This is a genomic window from Chryseobacterium sp. ISL-6 (genome assembly GCF_018613715.1).
GTDB classification, from domain to species: Bacteria; Bacteroidota; Bacteroidia; order Flavobacteriales; family Weeksellaceae; genus Chryseobacterium; species Chryseobacterium paludis.
This window is the reverse complement of the sequence record NZ_JAGGPT010000015.1, coordinates 1-20,223: the sequence shown is the minus strand read 5'-3', so window position 1 is coordinate 20,223 and position 20,223 is coordinate 1. Positions and strand designations below refer to the sequence as shown.

At 30.8% G+C, this 20,223-nt stretch carries 25 protein-coding genes; 13 read left to right on the top strand and 12 right to left on the bottom strand.

Features of this window, described 5'->3' with window-relative positions; all coding sequences use genetic code 11:
* Positions 1-322 precede the first annotated feature (322 nt).
* The 8 genes from J7E44_RS23020 to J7E44_RS22985 all read right to left on the bottom strand — a co-directional run bounded on the left by J7E44_RS23020 (position 323) and on the right by J7E44_RS22985 (position 6,655).
* Entirely contained in the window at positions 323-886 is a 564-nt protein-coding gene (locus J7E44_RS23020) for an IS3 family transposase (protein WP_214834403.1), read from the bottom strand.
* Positions 887-1,203: 317 nt separating this feature from the next.
* Entirely contained in the window at positions 1,204-1,494 is a 291-nt protein-coding gene (locus J7E44_RS23015) for a transposase (protein ID WP_214834397.1), read from the bottom strand.
* 122 nt (positions 1,495-1,616) lie between these two features.
* Positions 1,617-2,888: an FISUMP domain-containing protein gene (locus J7E44_RS23010; RefSeq protein ID WP_214834394.1), complete on the bottom strand. Its 1,272-nt coding sequence runs from the start codon at positions 2,886-2,888 to the stop codon at positions 1,617-1,619.
* Positions 2,889-3,179: 291 nt separating this feature from the next.
* Positions 3,180-3,698 carry a hypothetical protein gene (locus J7E44_RS23005; protein ID WP_214834392.1) on the bottom strand — a complete coding sequence of 173 codons (519 nt, stop codon included), beginning with the start codon at positions 3,696-3,698 and terminating at the stop codon, positions 3,180-3,182.
* A 17-nt stretch (positions 3,699-3,715) separates the two neighbouring features.
* Positions 3,716-4,117, bottom strand: a complete 402-nt coding sequence (locus J7E44_RS23000; RefSeq protein WP_214834389.1) for a DUF6443 domain-containing protein — start codon at positions 4,115-4,117, stop codon at positions 3,716-3,718.
* 18 nt (positions 4,118-4,135) lie between these two features.
* Positions 4,136-4,978 carry a tetratricopeptide repeat protein gene (locus J7E44_RS22995; RefSeq protein WP_214834386.1) on the bottom strand — a complete coding sequence of 281 codons (843 nt, stop codon included), beginning with the start codon at positions 4,976-4,978 and terminating at the stop codon, positions 4,136-4,138.
* On the bottom strand, positions 4,953-5,444 hold the full coding sequence (locus tag J7E44_RS22990) for a hypothetical protein (RefSeq protein ID WP_214834383.1): 492 nt from the start codon (positions 5,442-5,444) through the stop codon (positions 4,953-4,955). The genes J7E44_RS22995 and J7E44_RS22990 overlap by 26 nt, the downstream gene beginning before the upstream one ends.
* Positions 5,441-6,655 carry an aldo/keto reductase gene (locus J7E44_RS22985; protein WP_214834381.1) on the bottom strand — a complete coding sequence of 405 codons (1,215 nt, stop codon included), beginning with the start codon at positions 6,653-6,655 and terminating at the stop codon, positions 5,441-5,443. The genes J7E44_RS22990 and J7E44_RS22985 overlap by 4 nt, the downstream gene beginning before the upstream one ends.
* 36 nt (positions 6,656-6,691) lie before the next feature.
* Here J7E44_RS22985 and J7E44_RS22980 point away from each other — a divergent pair, with 36 nt between their 5' ends.
* The 10 genes from J7E44_RS22980 (at position 6,692) to J7E44_RS22935 (ending at position 16,602) form a co-directional block, all read left to right on the top strand.
* A complete protein-coding gene (locus J7E44_RS22980) occupies positions 6,692-8,905 on the top strand; it encodes a peptidase domain-containing ABC transporter (RefSeq protein ID WP_214834378.1) in 2,214 nt (737 codons plus the stop codon).
* 1 nt (position 8,906) lies between these two features.
* Positions 8,907-10,184, top strand: a complete 1,278-nt coding sequence (locus J7E44_RS22975) for an HlyD family secretion protein (protein WP_214834375.1) — start codon at positions 8,907-8,909, stop codon at positions 10,182-10,184.
* Positions 10,185-10,186: 2 nt separating this feature from the next.
* Positions 10,187-11,326: a hypothetical protein gene (locus J7E44_RS22970; RefSeq protein WP_214834372.1), complete on the top strand. Its 1,140-nt coding sequence runs from the start codon at positions 10,187-10,189 to the stop codon at positions 11,324-11,326.
* Between the two features lie 139 nt (positions 11,327-11,465).
* Positions 11,466-11,645, top strand: a complete 180-nt coding sequence (locus J7E44_RS22965) for a hypothetical protein (protein WP_214834369.1) — start codon at positions 11,466-11,468, stop codon at positions 11,643-11,645.
* A 192-nt stretch (positions 11,646-11,837) separates the two neighbouring features.
* On the top strand, positions 11,838-12,281 hold the full coding sequence (locus J7E44_RS22960; RefSeq protein ID WP_214834366.1) for a hypothetical protein: 444 nt from the start codon (positions 11,838-11,840) through the stop codon (positions 12,279-12,281).
* 31 nt (positions 12,282-12,312) lie between these two features.
* The gene (locus J7E44_RS22955; RefSeq protein ID WP_251040665.1) at positions 12,313-13,086 is read left to right on the top strand and encodes a tetratricopeptide repeat protein; all 774 of its coding nucleotides are present in this window, start codon (positions 12,313-12,315) and stop codon (positions 13,084-13,086) included.
* 44 nt (positions 13,087-13,130) lie between these two features.
* The gene (locus tag J7E44_RS22950; protein ID WP_214834360.1) at positions 13,131-13,373 is read left to right on the top strand and encodes a hypothetical protein; all 243 of its coding nucleotides are present in this window, start codon (positions 13,131-13,133) and stop codon (positions 13,371-13,373) included.
* A 76-nt stretch (positions 13,374-13,449) separates the two neighbouring features.
* Positions 13,450-14,904: a lipopolysaccharide biosynthesis protein gene (locus J7E44_RS22945; RefSeq protein WP_214834358.1), complete on the top strand. Its 1,455-nt coding sequence runs from the start codon at positions 13,450-13,452 to the stop codon at positions 14,902-14,904.
* Positions 14,905-14,911: 7 nt separating this feature from the next.
* On the top strand, positions 14,912-15,595 hold the full coding sequence (locus J7E44_RS22940) for a methyltransferase domain-containing protein (RefSeq protein ID WP_214834355.1): 684 nt from the start codon (positions 14,912-14,914) through the stop codon (positions 15,593-15,595).
* A gap of 11 nt (positions 15,596-15,606) precedes the next feature.
* Positions 15,607-16,602 carry a class I SAM-dependent methyltransferase gene (locus tag J7E44_RS22935; RefSeq protein ID WP_214834352.1) on the top strand — a complete coding sequence of 332 codons (996 nt, stop codon included), beginning with the start codon at positions 15,607-15,609 and terminating at the stop codon, positions 16,600-16,602.
* Positions 16,603-17,107: 505 nt separating this feature from the next.
* Here the strand turns inward: J7E44_RS22935 and J7E44_RS24160 are convergent.
* From J7E44_RS24160 to J7E44_RS22925, 3 genes are read right to left on the bottom strand one after another with little or no spacing between them, the layout of a single operon-like run.
* Complete coding sequence (locus tag J7E44_RS24160) at positions 17,108-17,236, bottom strand: hypothetical protein (RefSeq protein ID WP_285439802.1); 129 nt, start codon at positions 17,234-17,236, stop codon at positions 17,108-17,110.
* A gap of 3 nt (positions 17,237-17,239) precedes the next feature.
* Complete coding sequence (locus J7E44_RS22930) at positions 17,240-17,569, bottom strand: hypothetical protein (RefSeq protein WP_214834349.1); 330 nt, start codon at positions 17,567-17,569, stop codon at positions 17,240-17,242.
* A 12-nt stretch (positions 17,570-17,581) separates the two neighbouring features.
* Positions 17,582-17,797, bottom strand: coding sequence for a hypothetical protein (locus J7E44_RS22925; RefSeq protein WP_214834346.1), 216 nt, complete (start codon positions 17,795-17,797; stop codon positions 17,582-17,584).
* A gap of 109 nt (positions 17,798-17,906) precedes the next feature.
* Between J7E44_RS22925 and J7E44_RS22920 the strand changes: the two genes are divergently transcribed.
* The 3 genes from J7E44_RS22920 to J7E44_RS22910 are packed head-to-tail and all read left to right on the top strand — an operon-like array spanning position 17,907 to position 19,557.
* Positions 17,907-18,065, top strand: a complete 159-nt coding sequence (locus J7E44_RS22920) for an AAA domain-containing protein (RefSeq protein ID WP_214834343.1) — start codon at positions 17,907-17,909, stop codon at positions 18,063-18,065.
* Complete coding sequence (locus J7E44_RS24340) at positions 18,029-18,394, top strand: DUF2726 domain-containing protein (RefSeq protein ID WP_214834400.1); 366 nt, start codon at positions 18,029-18,031, stop codon at positions 18,392-18,394. The genes J7E44_RS22920 and J7E44_RS24340 overlap by 37 nt, the downstream gene beginning before the upstream one ends.
* Before the next feature lie 41 nt (positions 18,395-18,435).
* The gene (locus J7E44_RS22910) at positions 18,436-19,557 is read left to right on the top strand and encodes a DUF4236 domain-containing protein (protein WP_214834340.1); all 1,122 of its coding nucleotides are present in this window, start codon (positions 18,436-18,438) and stop codon (positions 19,555-19,557) included.
* Between the two features lie 40 nt (positions 19,558-19,597).
* Here the strand turns inward: J7E44_RS22910 and J7E44_RS22905 are convergent, their stop codons facing one another.
* Positions 19,598-19,996, bottom strand: coding sequence for a topoisomerase C-terminal repeat-containing protein (locus tag J7E44_RS22905; RefSeq protein WP_251040664.1), 399 nt, complete (start codon positions 19,994-19,996; stop codon positions 19,598-19,600).
* Positions 19,997-20,223 lie beyond the last annotated feature (227 nt).

Sequence of the window (20,223 nt, the reverse complement as noted above, 5' to 3'; positions counted from 1 at the left end):
TTTTATTTTGAAGACATACATCCAGATAATAGTCAAGAACAAAATACTATTTCCAGCACTAGTCAATTTTTCAAATATGGCTTCAAACCAAATCTCAGTTATCTCTGCAACAAACACTTATTACAAGTATGCTTTTTACAGGAATTCAAATAGATGAAAAACATTTATAACAAACATAAAATTATATCATTGAATACTCAAATGAAAAACTATCGTATTATCACTAACTACATGTAGTATTATCACTAACACCCGATAGATGAACTTGCAATTATTTTTGAGACAAAATTTATATACTCTTTATGCTACATTTTTAGATGGATTAGACATTAAATTTTGATACTCTCTTATGGTTAAATTTCCTAAAGCTGAAATCGAAGATTCGGCGAAGCCAATGCCTTCTCTGGGTGTTGTAAAATGTTTCTATATATTCAAACACAGAGTTTTTGGCATGGCCTCTAGTTTCATATTTATTTTGATAGACAAGTTCGGTTTTCAGGGTCTTGAAAAAACTCTCCGCTACAGCATTATCATAACAATTTCCTTTTCCGCTCATACTTCGGATAATGTTTTTTCCGACTATTGACGTAAATTCTGTGCAGGCATATTGCATCCCTCTGTCCGAATGGAAAATTAAACTATCATGATCCTGTAAAGGACGGTGAAGCCGTGCCATTTTCAAGGCAGCAATACTGGTGTCCTGAGCCTTCATCGTCTCACTTAATGACCATCCGATAACCTTTCTGTCAAACAAATCAATGACCGTTGTGAGATACAACCAGCCCTGACCTGTTCGGATATAGGTAATATCAGACACCCAGACCTCTTTACTGCTTTTAACCTGAAAATTCTGATTCAGATAATTCTCTACAACTAGGGTATCGATGAGAAGAGTTGGTGGTTTTCTTAAACTTCTTCTTTACAATACTTCTCAAGCCTCTTTCTCTCATCAGCTTTGCTACAAAAGGGCGAGAAGCTCTTATCCCTTTGATTCCAGTTCCCTGACAATCCCAGGGCTCCCATATCTGCCAGGGCTCCAATGATAGATACTGAAGATCTCCGCAGATAAAATGGCTCTTCTTTCTGATTGCTTACTCGGTTTTCTTTTCTTCCAATGATAAAAACTGCTCCTGCTTACCTTTAATACTTCGCACATCTTCCCGACAGGAAACACAACAGCGTGTTCTTTGATAAATTTATATCTTACCCGTCTCTCCCTAAGAAGATGCCTACCGCCTTTTTTAAGATATCACGTTCAAGCTTTGTTTCTTCACGTTCCTTTCGAAGTCTCAGTAGCTCTTCTCTTATAGGATCGGAGGAAATTTGTTTTTCCTTTGTAAGCTTACCTTCTTTGTGAAGCTTTCTCCAATTGACTAAACTTTCTTTGCAGATCCACAATTCTTGAGCTACCGAAGATATATTGCCCCGTTGTTCACTTAAAGATACTTCTTGGATCTTAAACTCTAGACTGTAATTTTTTCTGATCTTTTTCATACTCTTAAAGTTAAAGAGTATAAGAATTGTGTCCTAACAAAGTTAGCAACTCCAGATCTGAAGTAATAAAATAATAGTCACTTTATTTAAGGTCACCTTTATGTAAAATTAATTGCTAAAATTTATTCATTAATACAGCGTAGTGGATATGCGCGCGAGCGGAAGTTGGTTGCGGAAGGAGAAACACTGCCGACAGTGATGTAGAGGGCGCGAGAGGTTGTATTTGACTCCGTACTGCTCCAATAGTGAGTCTCGTTGGCGCGATATTCCAGCTTTCCATTATCTTTGTTACGGTTCCCTGCTGTAGGCAACATTAAAGTACTTCCATTATTCATAAATACCTTACCTGCACTAAAATTGTTTACTCCATTTGTTTCGTCAGCCCATGTCCCTATATTGCTATTAGTACTTGAAAGAATAAATTCTGACCATTCATTCCAGGTAGGAACCCGGAAACCAGCAGGACAAGGATCCTTAACCGTCTTTATAGGAACAGCCTCTGTACCGGAGTTCCAGGACTTATCAGCAGCAACAGCAGTACTCCATCCTGAGATAGCATTAGCATTCGTATAAGCCGTAGCCACCGGATTTAGTTTTCCCCATTGGTAATAATTTCCCATAATCGCCTGTACAGGAACATTAGGATCAAGCGAGGTATCAGCACCCAGGTTATGGGTCATCATTTGACGGGTTTGTCCATTAATGATGACTGGAACCACGTTAGGAAAGGATCCACTAGGTTCCACAGTACGGGTGAATCCACAAGTCTCTCCTGCCATGCTAATAGTGAAGACCGCAGTACCGGCAGCAGAAGGAGTTCCAACAATACTAAAATTAAGCGCACCACTACCATTATGAAGTGTACCAGATGACAGAACAGCGACAAGACCGGTTACACCAGTGGAGAGAATACTTTCTCCGGAATAAATACCACCGTTACCTCCCGTATATGGGATTACTGTATTTACCCCTGCAGCAGGTTTACCAGATTCCAGCACTCCAATATTAGTTGCACCTGAACAACTTAGCTGAGTTACCTCAGCCGTATTAGTACCGCTGGCTAACATCTTTACCCAACGGTTACTCCCTGCATTGAAGTAATAAAACCCCGGAGCATCCATTCCTTCCACCTGACCTGTACGGTTAGCAGGATCAGGTGCATCGGTCACATACGTCAATGTAGCATCCTGATCTGCGCCATATACTGTAGCAGCCTCCGCCGCATGCAGGGCATTTCCCGTTACACGCGGAAGAAGAAAGCCCTCCGAAGTACTTCCATCCGTTGTTTTACTTTGTATATCCATAGTGGATTTAGGATCAACGTTATTGATCCCCACCTGTCCATAGAATAAAGCACCAATCAAAACAATTGGTAATAAATACAATTTTTTCATGGTTAAAGTGTTTTAAATTATTTGTTATTTTTTAATTAATTTGTCATTTCTAATTAGACATCAAATGTATTATCCAACAAAGAATGACTAATAGAAACCCAAGGTATAAAATATCCATAAAGGGTATTCGGAATTAATTGACATCAACTATTTTCCATCCCTACTTTCTTTTCAAACTTGTTGTAAATAACTATTATTTCGTATTCATTCGCTTGATAAATAAATCTCTAATACAAATATAAAAATCAACTTTTTAACACCCCTTCGATAATCAGTCATATTATCACTAATTTATTGTAGTTTTTTAACTAGTTCATTAGGTACTATGTAAATTCCAGTATAAACCACACGCCCCAATAGATCATACTTTGTTACAAGCCATTTATTGATCTTGCGCAGCTCAGCATCTTGTGTCATAATAAGCCGATCCGCTTTGTCATAGACCATGTATTCCAACCCTTTTCCAGGTATTTTTTTCTCCACCAATCTCTTTTTACCATCATAGCGGTATTGGTAACAAAAATCGTTTAAAGTAGTATCGGCAATCTGTAATCCTACACCCAAACCTTTAATGGCAAAAGAAGCTTTTGGTGGAATTACAAAAGCCAATTCGTTATATTCATTGTAGATATAATAAGTATCGGCATTCTCGGTAGCACTAATTACTTTTCTAACTAAAACAATCTGACCTTGTCCATTTTTAAATTCTATCGTTTCATTACCATCTTCATCTTTTACAGAGTTTTTATAAAGCTGATTGGCTTTGTAAAATCCATTTAAAGAATTAGAATCATTAGATACATTTAACACAGAAGTAGTTATGCCTCCTATAGAAGTCGTGGTTGTAACATACTTTCTGACATCTGTTGAGGTATTTGTGCATATCCAAATTTTATAGGTTTGTCATTCCACGCTGTTCCAACCTGTCTTTGTTCCAATACCCTATCCAATGGTGAATTTTCAAGTGTCTTTTCAGCATAGATCTTCTCCTGACCATAAATGGCTGGTTGAGTAGCATTAGCCAGTGGTGTTGGAACAATAGTTCCGTTTAATGTCTGATCTTGTGGAATTGGTAAATAATCTTTTACCTGCCTTCCAAAACCATCATATTCGATAGGAGTTACTACATCTTTTCCTGTGGGAGAAGCTTTTATATTAACAACTTGTTTAGGTCTTCCCAGTCCATCAAAATACTGGACAGTTTCTTGTATGTCTTCAAAAGAAATCAATTAATTGACTGTCAAACATTATTTTGCAAATTTAGCTTTATTTATCTCTAATTTACTTACAATATCTTGTCTGTATAATTCATTAAAAACTTCATTATAAACATCTTTTAGTTTAGAGCCTTTATCATATTGCCTTAAGGCTTCTTTATAATTAGAGTCAGCAAAATCTTTTAATCCTAAATTTCTAAATAATTCAGCCTTATGAAAGTATGTTTCCGAAAACTTAAAATGTCCCTTTAATGAGTTATTATACTGCTGTAAGGCTTCTTGAGGAAAATTTAATTTTTCCAATAATATTCCATAATTCACATAAGTTATTGACTTTAAAAATAAAGTATTACTGTCAGAACTTTTAAAAAACTTTTCATAGTAGTCCTTAGATTTTTCGTACTTTCCTAAACCTTGATATGAAATAGCAAGAAGATAATATATGTTTTCACCTTGCACATCATCAATAATATTTGGTGTTAAAGCATCAAGCTTCTCTAAATCAATAATTGCCCCTTTATAATCTTTAAGTTTTTCTAATTTCATCCAACCCCTGTAACCTAAATGTCTTTTAGGATTTAATAAAACAGCTTTATCAAGTAATTTAAGCCCGTCATGATAAAGTCCTCTTTTATTATAAGCAACGGATTGCTCATGATACGCATCTGAAAAATCAGGATATTGTTTTATTAAAACTTTAAACATAAATTGCGAAAGTTGAGTTCCTTGTAAACCCTCTGCTAGTACGAATCTTTTCTCTTTACTAAGAAAAAAAATAATGAAAGTCAACAAAATAATAACTCCTGTAAATAAAACCAATAACAATGACTTTATTATGATTTTTACTTTAAAATATATCGATGACTTTTCCATTTTCAGCTTTAAACGTTATCTGATAATATGAATCAACTTTTTCTCCGTTAACTTTTCCAATTTTCCAATTGTGTAATGGACGAATAAGTTTTAATAGGTTTTCTTCTTCCTGACTGCTCAATTTAGCATCTCTGTATTTTTCATCAATGCAAAAAAATCTAAATCTATCTGTTAATCCTTGATGGTTAACAATAAATCTTATGACAATCCATCCTTTTTTTCTAGTTGCTAATTTGGGCACTTTATTTATAAGTGCCTCCCTAATTGTTTTTCTCTCACCCTTATATTTTGTACTTGCCTGATAATACTGATAAGTTATTATTCCTTTTGTTTGAAAATTGGGATTATCTGTCTTACTATTCATTGCAATATTCCCAACTTCATTTGTAAGACTAATATATAAGAGTATTATTATGGCCGAACAAATTAAAAAAGAAAAGAATAATGCTCTGTTGAGTATTTTCATAAAATATTTTTAATGCTATCAATGTACTCATTTTTTGTTAGTCCCATTAAGACGGTATCCACACCTGAATTAAGATAATTCTCTGCTAATATTAATGAAAAATCACGATTATCACTTTTACTCAATATTCCTTCAGTATAAAGTTTGTCTTTAAGATTATTTAGCCTGTCTTGATTGTTATTTTTAGAGAATACTATCCAATAATTTCTTAAATCATTCAATAATTTGACAGTTTTTTCATTTTTTAGTTCAACTGCATCCAAAAAAGGTACTAAATATGAGTATATTGCTTTGTTGATTGCCTCTTCGTTTCCTATATTTAGTCTATTTTCTATAAAAAAATTGATTGGATAATAGTTTTCAAGTGTAGCATCTGCCTGCATAGATAATAATCTTTCGGTAATAATTGATTTAAATAAATCAAATAATTCTTGCTCTTGATTTGAAATAAAATCCATATTTTCATTAGGGAAATCTATTAATCTTAAAACTTTATTTTCATATGTAGTATTTAGAGGTCTATTAGACAATATATATAGTCCTTTCTCTTTTAATTGTGAGATGGTTACAGTAGCTGCATTGTCTAACTGAAATAATAAGTTTCTTTCAACAATATTGTAAGGAAATTGTAAAAATTTAAAATGAGGAAACTGTCCTAAAGAATCTAAAATATCTTTTAGAGGTAATGAATTGAAGACATTTGAACTAATACCATAATATCTAATTTTTCCTTTTTTAACCTTTTGTTCCAATAATAAAAATGAATCGAATAACATATTTTTTAAATCTTCTCTTGAGATATTTTTTTCAAAATAATATTCAGGATTGTGAAGTAAATAACAATCTATATAATCAGTATTTAATCTTGTAAGGGAATTCTCCAACTGAAAAGAAATAAAATCAGGATCAATGGAAAAAAGAAAATTTTCATTAAGTTCAATATGTTTTAGATTATTATTTTTTACTTTTTCTATATCCTGCCCCTGTATATATCCCGCTTTTGAAACTATAAAAACAGCGTTTCTAATTTGTTTATCTATGGTATTACCAATTAAGATCTCCGATGTGCCAAAATTATAATTTGAAGCAGTATCAATCAGATTTATACCTGAGTCAATTGCGTATTGCAGAGTTTTATTGTTTTCTAAGTCGTTAGCGCTCATTCTATATGTGCCTATCCCTATTTTGGAAATGTCATCAATTTTCACCATGTTATTGTATATTTGTAGTAAAATTAATTTTTTTTAATGAATTTAAAAAAACACAAGTTCCCTTTTTATAAACAATTTGATAGAACTGACTGCGGGCCAACATGTTTAAGAATGTTGGCTAAATATTATGGTAAAGTATATTCTCCTGAATATTTAAGAGACCTGTCTAATATTACTACAGAAGGAGTTTCTGTCATGGGGATAACAGATGCAGCCGAGAAAATAGGATTTAAAACACTTGTTGCAAATATTAATTATGAAACTTTAGAGAAGCAAGCTCCGTTACCCTGCATAGTTCATTGGAGACAGAGACACTTTCTTATAGTTTATAAAATTGAAAAAGGAAAGATTTATGTTGCTGATCCAGATTATGGTCTTATTGTATATGAAAAGGAAAAGTTCATTGAGGGCTGGCAAAATACAAGATACCTTAATAATTCTGATGAAGGATTAGTTATTTTACTTGAACCTAGTTCTGAATTTCATGATATAGAAGAGGATAAAAAAGATAAAAAAGGTTTTTCATCTTTATTACCCTACATTAAACCATATAAAAAATATACTCTACAAATTATTGTTGGTTTAACTATTATTAGTATTATACAGTTAATCCTACCCTTTTTAACACAATCTATTGTAGATAAGGGTATTAATTACAGAGATATAAATTTCGTTATATTGGTTTTAATTGCACAATTAACATTATTTTTCTCTCAATCTTTTGTTAGTTTTGTTCAAAACTGGTTGCTTTTATATGTAGGTTCAAGGATTAATCTAACAATAGCCTCAGAATTTCTTATAAAGCTAATGAAACTTCCAATATCTTATTTTGATTCAAAAATCCCAGGAGACATTTTACAAAGGTTGCAGGATTCTGATAGGTTAGAGCGATTTTTAACAACATCACCGACAACATTATTTTCCATAGTAAATATGCTGATATTTATGGGCATATTAGCTTATTACAACGTTACCATTTTTGCTATATTCTTAGTAGGCGCAATTTTATATATTATTTGGATTTTATTTTTCATGAAAAAAAGAGCAGAACTAGATTACAAAAGATTTGATGAATCTTCAGGAAACTCTAGTAGTCTTTTACAAATAATTAGTGGAATCAGAGAAATCAAAATTAATGGCTCTGAAAAAAGAAGAAGATGGGGTTGGGAAGAAATGCGCATAAAATTGTATAAAATATCAATTCAGTCATTAAAATTGGCTCAAGTGCAGATGATTGGAGCTAATTCTATTAATGAAATCAAGAATATATTAATATCATTTACTGCTGCCTATTCGGTAATTAAAGGAGACATGACCTTAGGGATGATGTTAGCAGTACAATATATTATTGGTCAATTAAATAATCCCCTTATTTCTTTAGTACAATTTTTCAGAGATGCTCAAGATGCTAAAATTAGTCTTGCAAGAATGAATGAAGTAAAAGAGATACAAGATGAATATGAAGTTCAGGAGGTTAATCATGAACTTCCCCAAAATCATACTATTGATATTCAAAATTTATCTTTTCAATATGGTGGAAGAAATTCTAAAATAATTTTAGATAATATTAATCTAACAATTCCTCAGGGAAAAATCACTGCTATCGTTGGAGAAAGCGGAAGTGGTAAAACAACTTTACTTAAACTATTATTAAAATTATACAAGCAAACCGATGGAAGAATAAATATAGGTGGTTTAGAATTAGGAAATATAGACACCAGAGAATGGAGAGGTGCATGTGGTGTAGTTATGCAAGATGGATACATATTCACTGATACCATTGCAAGGAATATCACAGAATCTCAATCTGATTTGATGTTAGATAAGTCTAGGTTATTAAATGCTGTAAGAGTTGCTAATATTGAAGAAATGATTGAAAATTTTCCCACTGGTTACAATACAAGGATAGGACCAGCAGGAACGAGTGGAATAACTTTGAGCGGAGGTCAAATGCAGAGGACATTAATAGCCAGAGCTGTTTATAAAAATCCACAATATCTATTTTTTGATGAGGCAACAAGTGCTTTAGATGCCAATAACGAAAAGATAATTATGGAAAATCTAAATCAATTTTTTGCAGGTAAAACAGTTATTGTTATTGCTCATCGTTTAAGTACCGTAAAAAATGCTGATAATATAGTAGTTTTAAGCAAGGGTACAATTATTGAGCAAGGAACTCATACTGAACTTATAAAAATAAAGGGAGCTTATTTTGAGCTTGTTAAAAATCAACTAGAATTATCAAACTAAGATGAAAAGTAAAATTGATTTATTGGATGAGCAGAGCGATTTTTCTAAAGAAGTATTAGAAAAAACTCCAGCTTGGATCATAACATGGGGAAACTCCGTGTTTTTTGTCTTTATTACTATTTTATTTTTGCTAGCTTGGATGATAAAGTATCCAGATGTAGTTTCTACTCAGGTAGAAGTTACGTCTGAAAATCCTCCCGTTTATTTAGTTTCTAGAACAAGTGGAAAAATAAGTGAGCTTAATATCGTGGATGGAAATAATATAAAAAAAGACGCTTGGCTTGCAGTGATTGATAATCCTGCAAAAACAAAAGATGTGAAAAAAATAGATTCTATTGTTAATAATTATTCAGATGTAAAATCAATCTCAGCCTTACCAAATTTAAAGTTGGGGGAAATTCAATCATTTTATAATGAACTTATAAAGGCGCTAAGCCAATATAAATATTTCAACACTTTTAACCCTCAATTAGTAGGTATTAGTTCTAATCAAGACAGAATAAATAAGGTAAATAATTCCCAAGGAGAATATAATAGCCAAAGAGAAATTGCTCATAAAGAATACGAAGTAAAAAGGAAAGAATTTAATAGAAATAAAGAGCTTTTTGAACAAGGTGTTATTTCTAAAAATGAATTTGAGAGAAGCCAAATAGAATTACTTCAAACAGAAAATAGATTTAAGAGCTATAGTTCTAGTATCTCCAATTTGGAAAGTGATAAAAGTATTATAAAAAAAGAGAATGTTGATTTAAATCTTCAAAAAGAAAATCAGAAAATAGAACTTTCTACTAATGTAGAAAATGCCATTCAAGAATTAAAGGCACAAATTTTAGCTTGGAAGACTAAATATCTTATACAGGCTCCGATGAATGGGAAAATTAATTTTTTTGATATTTGGCAAAAAGATCAATACGTAAAGACAGAACAAACTTTATTTTCGATTATTCCAACTAATAATATAGGAAAATACTTTGCAAGAGCTAAAATGCCTATTGATAGAGCTGGAAAAGTAAAGGTAGGACAAAAAGTAAACATTAAGTTATTAAACTATCCATTTGAAGAATTTGGTGTTATAGAAGGGAAAGTTAGCAAAGTAACCAATGTAACCAATGAAAATGTCTATTATGTTAATGTAGAATTAAATAAAGGTTTAATTACGACCTATAATAAAAAAATAACACCTAATAATCTTACAGGGCAGGCAGAAATTATTACAGAAGATATTAACTTGCTTCAAAGATTTGTTTATACTTTAGTACGAAATTTTAAACAACGATAACGATGAATTTTTATAATGATTTTGATAGCTGCCAAGGAAGTGTTATTGATTCTTTAAAACTCCTTCTTTATAAAAGGCACGAAAATATTTTTGATAGGATTGATTTCCAAGATGATGCAATTTATGAAGAACCACTCCTTTATGCTTATGTTACACAACAAGATGATATTTGGTTAGATCCTATAATTTACGGGTTTGAGAAAAATCCCAAGGATAAAATTGTTGTGTTCTCAAATAAAAATGGAATAATTTATATTCCTAAAGTTGGATATTTCCATACTGAGAAGACTGCTGAGAAACTGTACTTAGAAAAAGACAATAATATATTTTCTATTAAGGATGAAAAAAATGTTGAAGTTTTTTTTAGATATGAGCCTTTACACTTTTTAGATGAAGGGATTGAATTAGTAAAAACACAACACCCTCTTTTTGAAAATTTATTCAAAAATAGTTCTGATATAGTTGTAGATGCAAATATTGACAAAACATATAGTAAGCATATTAGTCATTTTAATACAGCTCTAAAAGTAATCAAAGAAAATAATTATGATTACTTCAGTTTAATAAAGAAAGCTGTCAAAAAAGTGATGATATATGAGGGCGAACCTTATTCTTTTGCTGCAATACAAGCTCATAATATGATTTTTCTTAATGCTCATGATGAGAATGATGAAGTTTTTTTTCTTGACCACATATTGCATGAGGGAGCTCACGTGATCTTTAACACTCTAACATACGATTCAAAAATAGAATTATTTACAGTTCCATTTAAAACCAATTTATCAACAATAACCAAAGATGAAAACGATCATGGAGAACTATATGGTAGATTTCATGGCATGTTTACCCAATCAAATATTAATCAATGTATGGAAATATGTATTGATAGAAATGTTTTTAGTGGAAAGCAACATAGAGAGCTACTCGGAAGATTTTCAAGTAACATGAATAGATTTAAAGGTGGTGTAGAGAAATTTAATATTCCTACACTATATAAAGCTAAAGGTGAGGAATGGTACCACTTTTTTTCTAATAGATATAATGATTTATATAATAGAAAAAAAGAACTAGTTAATTATTTTGATGTATCAAATCAGCCTTATGTATTTTCTTATGAAATATTCGACCAAACTAATCCATGATACTTTTAAATATTTTGAAACATTTATCTGTAAAACAAGAACACTTACCTATAATATATTTACACTTATTAATTACAAATTGTTTTTCTTCAAATAACTTATTAGGTTTGTATACATTAACAATTAAAAGTAAAAAATCATGAGTAGATTAAGCCTAGACCAATTTAAGAAAGAGACTGACAAAACTGTAAAAACAGAAGAATTGGCAAAATTGACGGGAGGTATTTTGGGTGCCTGCCATACTGTAGTGGTTAAACCTAGTACTCCTGTGCTTCAGCCGACCCAAGGTCCCATGAGTACTAATCCACTTTTTCAATAATTTAAGAAGTGATTACTACATTAAGAAAGGTTGTTATATATTTGTATAGCAACCTTTTTGCGAAAAAGGTTATGTTGTTAGGATGTCACAATTTAACGTAATCAATTAGTTATATTTTGTATGAGTTTTATTATTGAACAGGCTATTAGGTTTTCTTGTTTTTTAATTGTTTTTATGATAAATGCCCAAAAAATGGAAAAATATCTGAATAATGTAGGAGATATACAATTTGATTCAAAAATTGATGATCCTAATTTCAAAATATGCAGCCCAAACCAATCATTTCAGTATTATAATTTCTCCAAAGGATTCCAGTATAAAGGTGAAAAATATGAAATGTTGAAAATTTGGAAAGAAAAATATACTACAAATCAAAATTATAAAGTTGAATCAGGCTATATAACAGTGAGATTTTTAGTAAACTGTGAAGGAAAAACAGGTTTGTTCAGAGTTCAACAAATGGATCAAAATTATACGGAATTTTCTTTTAATGAAGATTTCATAAACGTAATTTTAAAATTTGTCAAAGAATTGGACGGATGGATCATAAATGAATACAAAGGACAAAAAGTAGATTATTATCAGTATTTAACTTTTAAAGTAGAAAATGGAATTGTTAAAGAAATATTGCCATAAGTTATCTTTAGTAGTAATACTCACAAATATTATGTTGAAAGCACAAGTTAATTGTAAAGCATTTGACAATGAGAATTGTAAAAAAGCTTGTGAATTAGTAAATTTAGCTGAACCTTATCAAGGTTACAAACAATCTCAGATAACATTTGACAAAGCAATTGAGTTATGTCCTGATTTTGATTATGCATATAGAGAGAAATCAGTTCCATATTTGAAAAGAGGTGATTTTATTATGTGGAAAACTTTAATAGATAAAGCTGTAGAAATAAACCCAAAAGCCAATTTAGGATATAGGGGTTGGTGTTACTTTCAATTTCTTAGAAATTATGATTTAGCTATAAAAGATATTGAAAAATTTGAAAAATTGGTTGGCGAAGATAATGTTGGTTCATCTCAAAACGGAAATTATAATTTAGAAATTGTAAAAGCCTTATGTTATAAAGGAATTGGAGATAAAGCGAAAGCTATAAAAATTATAGAAAAGCAACTTGATAATAAAAATTATTCACCAATGTTATTTGACTATTATCATTTAGGTATTTTATATTGTGAAACAGGTAATTATAATAAAGCTAAAGAATGTTTTGAAAAACAAATTGAGAATAATGATTACTATGCGGAACCTTATTACTATTTAGCCCAAATCTGCAAAAGCCAAAATAACAAACACCAAGCAAAATCATTAATTAGTAAAGCATTAGACTATTACATCAAAGAAAAGTATATGAAGGATGCCTATACCCATATAATGGACAAAGTATATGAAAGAGAGATGAGAATTTTACAAAAAGATTTGGCAGATTAAAACTTTATTATATATTTGTAAGACAAATTTTTAAAATTATACAAATGAGTAAATTAATATTAGAGCAGTTTAAAACTGACAACAAAAACACAAATGAATCAAGATTGACTTTAGATCAATTTAAATCTCAATCTTCTAACAATGTGAACAATGAAGAATTAGAAAAATTAACAGGTGGTGTTTTAGGAGCATGCCATTCTTTGTTAGATCAAGCTATAAAGTGGGTTGGAGATGTTGTTGATACTTATAACAATAGCCCAGGAACAGGTCCAATTAGAAATTATTAATTTAATTCTTTTCAAAAAAAGTATAAAGTCAATCAATGTGATTGGCTTTTATTTTGTGATATAAAAACTTTCTAAATTGTTAAAAAAGTTATTCTACCAAACAGCAACTTATGGACTTAGTACTGTAGTTGTTAAGTTATTTCCATTCGTAATTTCACCTTTTATATCTCAAAGATTTGGTCCCAGTGCAATTGCTCCATTTGTAGATTTCTACTCTATAGCAGGTATAATTATTGTTTTATTGACACATGGAATGGAAACTTCTTTTTTCCGTTTTGCTCAAAAAGATATTAATCCTAAAAAATTAATTTCAACAGCCTCTTTGAGTGTTGTAGCTGTATCTTTTACTTTCATTATTGTATCGTTATTCTTTAGGCAAGGGTTAGCAGATGCTTTTAAGACACCCGATCAAGTTAATTTTCTTGTAATAATGCTGTTAATACTTGGAATTGATGGAGTCTGTGCAATGCCTTTTGTAATTCTTAGAAAAGAAGGGAAATCTAAGAAATATGCTTTGGTTAAAACAGTTAATGCTGTAGTGAATTTTTTATTTGTTATTTTGTTTTTAGTTATACTCCCAAAACTTCCTCATGGAATCCTTGGATTTGAATATAATCACAAATTTGGTATTGGATATGTCTTTGTGGCAAATCTAATAGCCAGTATTCTTTCTTTACTGTTATTGTCAAGCGAATTTAGAAAAGTTACCCTTTCTCAGTTTGATTTTAGTTTATGGAAAGAATTGCTATCCTATTCTTGGCCTATAATGCTTGCAGGTTTATCTGGAATTATAAACGAAACAATGGATAGACAGTTTCTAAAATATCTTTTACCAGATGGGGAAAATGTTGTTCAAATGTCTATATATGGTACTGTATGTAAGTTAGTAACTTTCATTACTTTATTTAGACAAGCCTATTTATTGGGTGTAGAGCCTTTTTTCTTTTCACATGCTAAAAATGAAAATTCTGGAAAAACATATTCCAAGTTAATGACAGGGTTTATCATTGTTAACTGTATTATATTTTTAGGCTTATGTGTAAATCTTAACTGGATTTCTGAACAATATATACGAAATGCAGACTATTATGTTGGATTACCTATAGTTCCGATTGTTTTGATAGCAGCGGTATTTTTAGGCATTTACCTAAATCTATCAATTTGGTATAAACTTTCTGACAAAACTAGATTTGGAGCATATATTTCAATCATAGGAGCAGTTGTTACAATAACTATAAATTACTTTTTTATACCTACCTACGGCTATTGGGCTAGTGCATGGGCTACATTTGCTTCATATTTTATAATGATGGTAATTTCCTATTTTTTAGGACAAAAATATTATCCAATACCATACGAGATTAAGACTTGTATTATTTATATTGGTATAGGAATAACTTTTGCATTCGTCTCTTACTATTTATTAAAAGGTAATATTATTTATGGTAATATCTTATTTTTAATATATTTATTATTCATGTTTTTTGAGCGTAAACTCTTTATAACTGCTAAACAATACTTAAAAAAATAGAACACAAATGAAAAATGCTAATTGGAAATTCTCTGGAGATATTGTTCAAGAATTTGACAAACATATCCTTTCCTCAGTTCCTTTATATGAGCAAGGGCATACACTAATCTCCAATCTTTCAGATTTTTTCTTATCAAATGATTCTGTATGTTATGAACTTGGTTGTAGTACAGGAACATTATTAAAAAACATTGCGGATCATAACCCTAATAAAAGAATAAAATTTGTTGGAGTTGAAGTTGAAAATGACATGGTCAATTATGCTAATAATAAGCTAAAAGACTATGAAAATATTGAAATAATTTGTGATGATATTCTAAATATAGAATTAGAAAAATCAGATTTGATTATTTCTTATTATACAATACAATTCATTAAGCCTAGAGTTAGGCAGCTAATTTTTGATAAAATATACGAATCTTTAAATTGGGGTGGAGCTTTTGTTTTGTTTGAAAAAGTTAGAGGAGCTGATGCTAGATTCCAAGATATTACTACTGCCTTGTACACAGATTTTAAAATTGAGCAAGGATTTACAAAAGAGGAAATTTTAGATAAGACTAGAAGCTTAAAAGGAGTTTTGGAACCGTTTTCAACACAAGGAAACCTTGATCTTTTACAAAGAGCTGGCTTCGTTGATGTAATGAGTATTATGAAATATGTTTGTTTTGAAGGTTTTTTAGCGATTAAATAAATTAGAACATAATGGTATATAATAAGGATTACTTCGAACTTGACGGAGTTAAAATTTATATAGAAAATTTAGAAAACTATATTGCAGAATCATATTTATTGCTATCGAATCATAATAGATATAATGAATTTAATCTACATAAGTATATTAATCAAGAAAAAAGAAAAGAATATTTTGATATTTTAGTGCAGGCATATTTGCATAATTACAACAATATAAGAGAATTACTTGCGAGTGTTAAACCTCATGTAGAAGTTGATAATATTTTAAATGTGAACACGAATAGAGATAATGTAGTTAATATGACATTAAAAGATTACGTGTATTTACAAAGAGATTGGTGTTATTATGAAGATGGAGAGAACCAAATTGTGAAAACTATCAAATCTATTCAAAATGTACTTCCTTCTGATATGGAAAATGCTTTATTTTTAGGATGTGGCGTAGGTAGATTAGCTGTAGAATTTTCAAATATATTTACAAAAATATATGCAACTGATAAATCATATTCAATGATTTGGCATATTAATAAATTATTATCAGAGGGTAATTTTGAATTTTATACTCCCCAAGAAAAAAATGTTTATTCATTAGAAAATGTAGCTCAAAAGCATACAGCTTCAATATCGGATAACCTTAAAACTAAGATTCAGGATAAAGTTGAATTCTTTGTTTCGGATGTTTTAGATCTTCCGATACAAAAAGAGTGTATGGATGCAGTATTTTCAATCTATTTCACAGATGTGATTGCATTGAAATTATGGTTCGAAAAGATAAATAATATTATTATAAAAGATGGTTATTTCATTCATTTTGGACCATTAGATTACTTTTTTTCTGCTGAATCTGAAATGCTTACAGCAAAAGAATTTAAAACTTTCTTTGAGGAAAATGGGTATGAAACAGTTACAGATGAAATTGTAGAAACATCACACTTAAATGACTCAAATTCATTCTCATACAAAGTGTATAGAAATTGGTTATTTATAGCAAAGAAAAACTATTAATATTTTTAAATCTAATACTTTTAATATTAACTATCATATTAAATTATGACTATCTCACATAAACTCTGCACTTAAATTTAACTTAAATGATAAGTGCAGATTAAAAATAATGAAAATAAAACTAACCTTGATAAATTATTCAAGGTTAGAATATGTATCTCGTTTATTCAACAAAAATTCATTTAAAAGGGCGGTCGTCATTTTGTCTAAAGGGGCATGTATCAAACAAACTGTCAATATTCCGTTTTGGAAGATTTAATAACCGACAGTATCTGACTTTTTAATAATTCTTCTAAAGGATTTTGAGGTTTGCTCGTGATGACAGTTTTTAAATCTTTTTCAGATAATTCGGCAAATTCAACTGTCTTTAATATAGAAAAGCAACGTCTTTTAACCCTAACTTTCGGAGTGCTATCCGAATTTCTTTATCGGTTGGAAACTGACTGTCGTTTTGTTTTAAATGGATTTTGTGGTTTTTCATAGTATATGATATATTTTGAATTTATTAATAATATTTGGGATGGTGTCTCTTACCTCTGCTTTCTGAAATTCTGTAAATCCCTACGACTGTCTTGACAGCTTCTCTAATGAGGCTTACCAATGAACTGAAAAAGGATGAAAATATGTTTTTCATAACCTATAGTTTTTTATATCCCTCAACAAAATCAACGTAATTATTTGAGGTATGGATTAAATGGAAATATCTTTGTATAAATCTGTTCTTATCTTTTATATAATCACCATAACTAATGATTTCATCTACTAAACCAGTAAGAGCTAAAATAAATAATATCGGAAAAGGAGGAATAAGCAATATACACCACCAATATTTCTTCAAAATTGCAGTAGATGGATTTTCAAGAAGTGGGGGTAATGATCTTTTTAATTGAAGATATTCACTTTCAGAAACTGGTTTATAAGGTTTTGTAAAGTAATATCTGTATTGTTTGACTTTATGAACTGCCATAATTACATTATTTTACTTAGAAGCTGTATCAAAAGGATTTTCTTTTGCGCCCATAAATACACTTCCCATACGCTTGTATTTCATTTCTTTACCTTTTACGCAAACAGAGTACATACCGTTACCCAACTGCTCTGAAATTCTAAGAAAAATAACATCTTTCTCATCACAATCATTTTCAACTGCAATGTGTTTTCTAAGATCTTCGATAGTAGCATTAACTCTTTTCAAACTTGATTGTAGTTTCTTTTCTGGTTTTGGTTCTTGGTAATTTGCAGGTAGATCACATTTGCCACTTTGTTGTGCATAAGAAAATGCAGATAGTGTAGTCTACGATTATGTGATTGTTGATGAGTCTTCACAAGTGGATATTGCAACGGGAGTGCTCGCATTATCCTGCGCAAAACAGGCCGTCATTGTAGGAGATTTAAAACAGCTTCCCAATGTAGTAGATTCTGAGACATCAGAATATACAGATCAGATCTGCATCATCCATTAAGAAATTTACTGGTAGATTTTTCCAAATTAACTGCTGAAGAAGAACGATACGCCAGGCATCACGCCACGCATCTTGATTTTCTGATCTACAATAAACTGGGGAAAAACCCTGTATTAGCGAATGAAGTGGATGGGTATGAGTATCATAAACTAGAAAGCAGACAAGCCGAAAGAGATCATATAAAGAATGAAATCTTGGAAAAGTATGGAATTCCGTTGGCAAGGTTTTCGACGACGGGAAGTGGGGAGAAAGAGAGGTTGGTTAATAAACTTAATGAAATAATAATTCTTGATATGATTACGGTTTTCCGTAAACTTTTCTGTCTATAGTAGTTTAGATTTGTGACTACAATCATCTTAAAAACTATATCATGGCTTGGTCATACAGAAAGAGAATCAAAATAATACCCGGTGTACATTTGAATTTCAGCAAAAGAGGAATTTCAACGAGTATTGGGGTTAAAGGTATGAGTGTAAATTTGAGTTCGTCAGGCACGAGACTTAATACCAATTTTTCGGGGTTTTCAAATTCATACAGGCTTTCAGGTTCTTCATCACCAAGGACTCCTTCGCAATCTTATCCTGATCCACAACCTTTTTACACTGATTTATCAGATAACATTTTTAGTGCCGATATTCATGAGATCACATCTCAAAATATGGCAGGTATCAAAGAATCTATCCTCATGGCTCAACAGCAAAAAGCGGAATTGAAAACGGATCTGAAGAGGATAAAAAAAGCGTTAACCTTTACGAAGACCAAGAAAGTTGCAAGTTATATCTTTATATACGGATTGGTAAACAAAAATATTGTTCAACAGATAAATGAGGATATTAATGCACAAAAAGAAGCACTTAAAGAAACCCAGATTGTAATTGATAACTCGGCTGTTAATATTGACATACAGTTCGATGATCCTTCTAAGAGAAAGTATGAACAATTACAGCATTCTTTTAAAAATCTAACCACAGCCCATAAAGTATGGGATATTACCGGAGCTCACTTTCAGGATCGTGTGGCTGCCCGGTCCAGCGCCAGCACATTGGTCAACAGAAAGGATGCACGAATTGGTTTTAAATCACTTCTCATCATCACATCAAACTATGAAGCAATATATTTTCAAAATGTGAACGGAGCAGATTTATATTTTTACCCAACATTTGTACTGATGTATAAAAATGATCAGAGCTTTGCCATTATTGGGTTTGATGAACTTAATGTTACATTTTCTTCTGTAAGTTTTACCGAAACCAGCAGTGTTCCTCGTGATTCAAAAGTTATTAGAAAAACATGGGCGAAAGTCAATAAAAACGGAACTCCTGACAAAAGATTCAAGAGCAATTATCAGATACCTGTTGTTCAATACGCAAGGCTAAGGTTTTCTTCCAGCAATGGTGTTAATGAGGAATATCAAATAAGTAATTTTGAATTCGCTCAAGAGTTTGCAAATTCATTACAAGAGTACAAAAGTTTGTGCAAGGAATTAGCTTAAAGTTGATTGCAGAAAATGACAATATCCCATCCTTAATTATTTAGCAAAATTTAAAAATCAAATTTAATTTATCATCTAAAGCTAAATAAGCATCAAATTTTTTACCATTTTTACTTTTCATGTTTTTGATTAATGATGTTTTGTTTTGAGTTAATAGTAAAGTAAAATCTTTAATACTGAGTTGTACTACGCATATAATTCTGAAGAGAATCCAGTTGCACTGCTCATCTGTGCATTTGACAATTTTATCCTTGATAATAAGATTATGTTGTTGGCATTTGGGGCATTTTAGTTGGGGAGTATTTTCTTGGGGAATATGAAGTGATAAGAGTTCGTTGGTGATTTCAGTTGTATATTGTTGGATGTCGTTGATGAATTGAGTTTTATTGAGTTCACCTTTTTCAATTCTATCCAGTGCTATTTCCCACTCTGCGGTCATTTGGACATTAGCTATTTTTTTGTCTGTGAATACGTCAGCCCTTTGTAGACTAATTTAGTAGAAAACTAATATAGTGTTACGAATATGGAAAAGACAAAAGAAATAACAGATTATTTAAACTATCTAAAAAAAGTTCAAGTATTAAAATATGCAAAAGAACGGGGTAAAAATAAGGAAGCGTATGAATTTTTCGGTATAAAAAAGAACACCTTTTATAAGTGGAAAAA

Excerpts from the sequence above, each read along its gene's own strand:
- J7E44_RS22905 (WP_251040664.1), bottom strand. The coding sequence starts at position 19,996 with ATGACCGCAGAGTGGGAAATAGCACTGGATAGAATTGAAAAAGGTGAA.
- J7E44_RS22965 (WP_214834369.1), top strand. The coding sequence starts at position 11,466 with ATGAGTAGATTAAGCCTAGACCAATTTAAGAAAGAGACTGACAAAACT.
- J7E44_RS22955 (WP_251040665.1), top strand. The coding sequence starts at position 12,313 with ATGTTGAAAGCACAAGTTAATTGTAAAGCATTTGACAATGAGAATTGT.
- J7E44_RS23010 (WP_214834394.1), bottom strand. The coding sequence starts at position 2,888 with ATGAAAAAATTGTATTTATTACCAATTGTTTTGATTGGTGCTTTATTC.
- J7E44_RS22970 (WP_214834372.1), top strand. The coding sequence starts at position 10,187 with ATGAATTTTTATAATGATTTTGATAGCTGCCAAGGAAGTGTTATTGAT.
- J7E44_RS22975 (WP_214834375.1), top strand. The coding sequence starts at position 8,907 with ATGAAAAGTAAAATTGATTTATTGGATGAGCAGAGCGATTTTTCTAAA.
- J7E44_RS22995 (WP_214834386.1), bottom strand. The coding sequence starts at position 4,978 with ATGGAAAAGTCATCGATATATTTTAAAGTAAAAATCATAATAAAGTCA.
- J7E44_RS22935 (WP_214834352.1), top strand. The coding sequence starts at position 15,607 with ATGGTATATAATAAGGATTACTTCGAACTTGACGGAGTTAAAATTTAT.
- J7E44_RS22940 (WP_214834355.1), top strand. The coding sequence starts at position 14,912 with ATGAAAAATGCTAATTGGAAATTCTCTGGAGATATTGTTCAAGAATTT.
- J7E44_RS22930 (WP_214834349.1), bottom strand. The coding sequence starts at position 17,569 with ATGGCAGTTCATAAAGTCAAACAATACAGATATTACTTTACAAAACCT.
- J7E44_RS22985 (WP_214834381.1), bottom strand. The coding sequence starts at position 6,655 with ATGGTGAAAATTGATGACATTTCCAAAATAGGGATAGGCACATATAGA.
- J7E44_RS24160 (WP_285439802.1), bottom strand. The coding sequence starts at position 17,236 with ATGAAAAACATATTTTCATCCTTTTTCAGTTCATTGGTAAGCCTCATT.
- J7E44_RS22980 (WP_214834378.1), top strand. The coding sequence starts at position 6,692 with ATGAATTTAAAAAAACACAAGTTCCCTTTTTATAAACAATTTGATAGA.
- J7E44_RS22910 (WP_214834340.1), top strand. The coding sequence starts at position 18,436 with ATGGCTTGGTCATACAGAAAGAGAATCAAAATAATACCCGGTGTACAT.
- J7E44_RS23015 (WP_214834397.1), bottom strand. The coding sequence starts at position 1,494 with ATGAAAAAGATCAGAAAAAATTACAGTCTAGAGTTTAAGATCCAAGAA.
- J7E44_RS22950 (WP_214834360.1), top strand. The coding sequence starts at position 13,131 with ATGAGTAAATTAATATTAGAGCAGTTTAAAACTGACAACAAAAACACA.
- J7E44_RS22960 (WP_214834366.1), top strand. The coding sequence starts at position 11,838 with ATGGAAAAATATCTGAATAATGTAGGAGATATACAATTTGATTCAAAA.
- J7E44_RS22990 (WP_214834383.1), bottom strand. The coding sequence starts at position 5,444 with ATGAAAATACTCAACAGAGCATTATTCTTTTCTTTTTTAATTTGTTCG.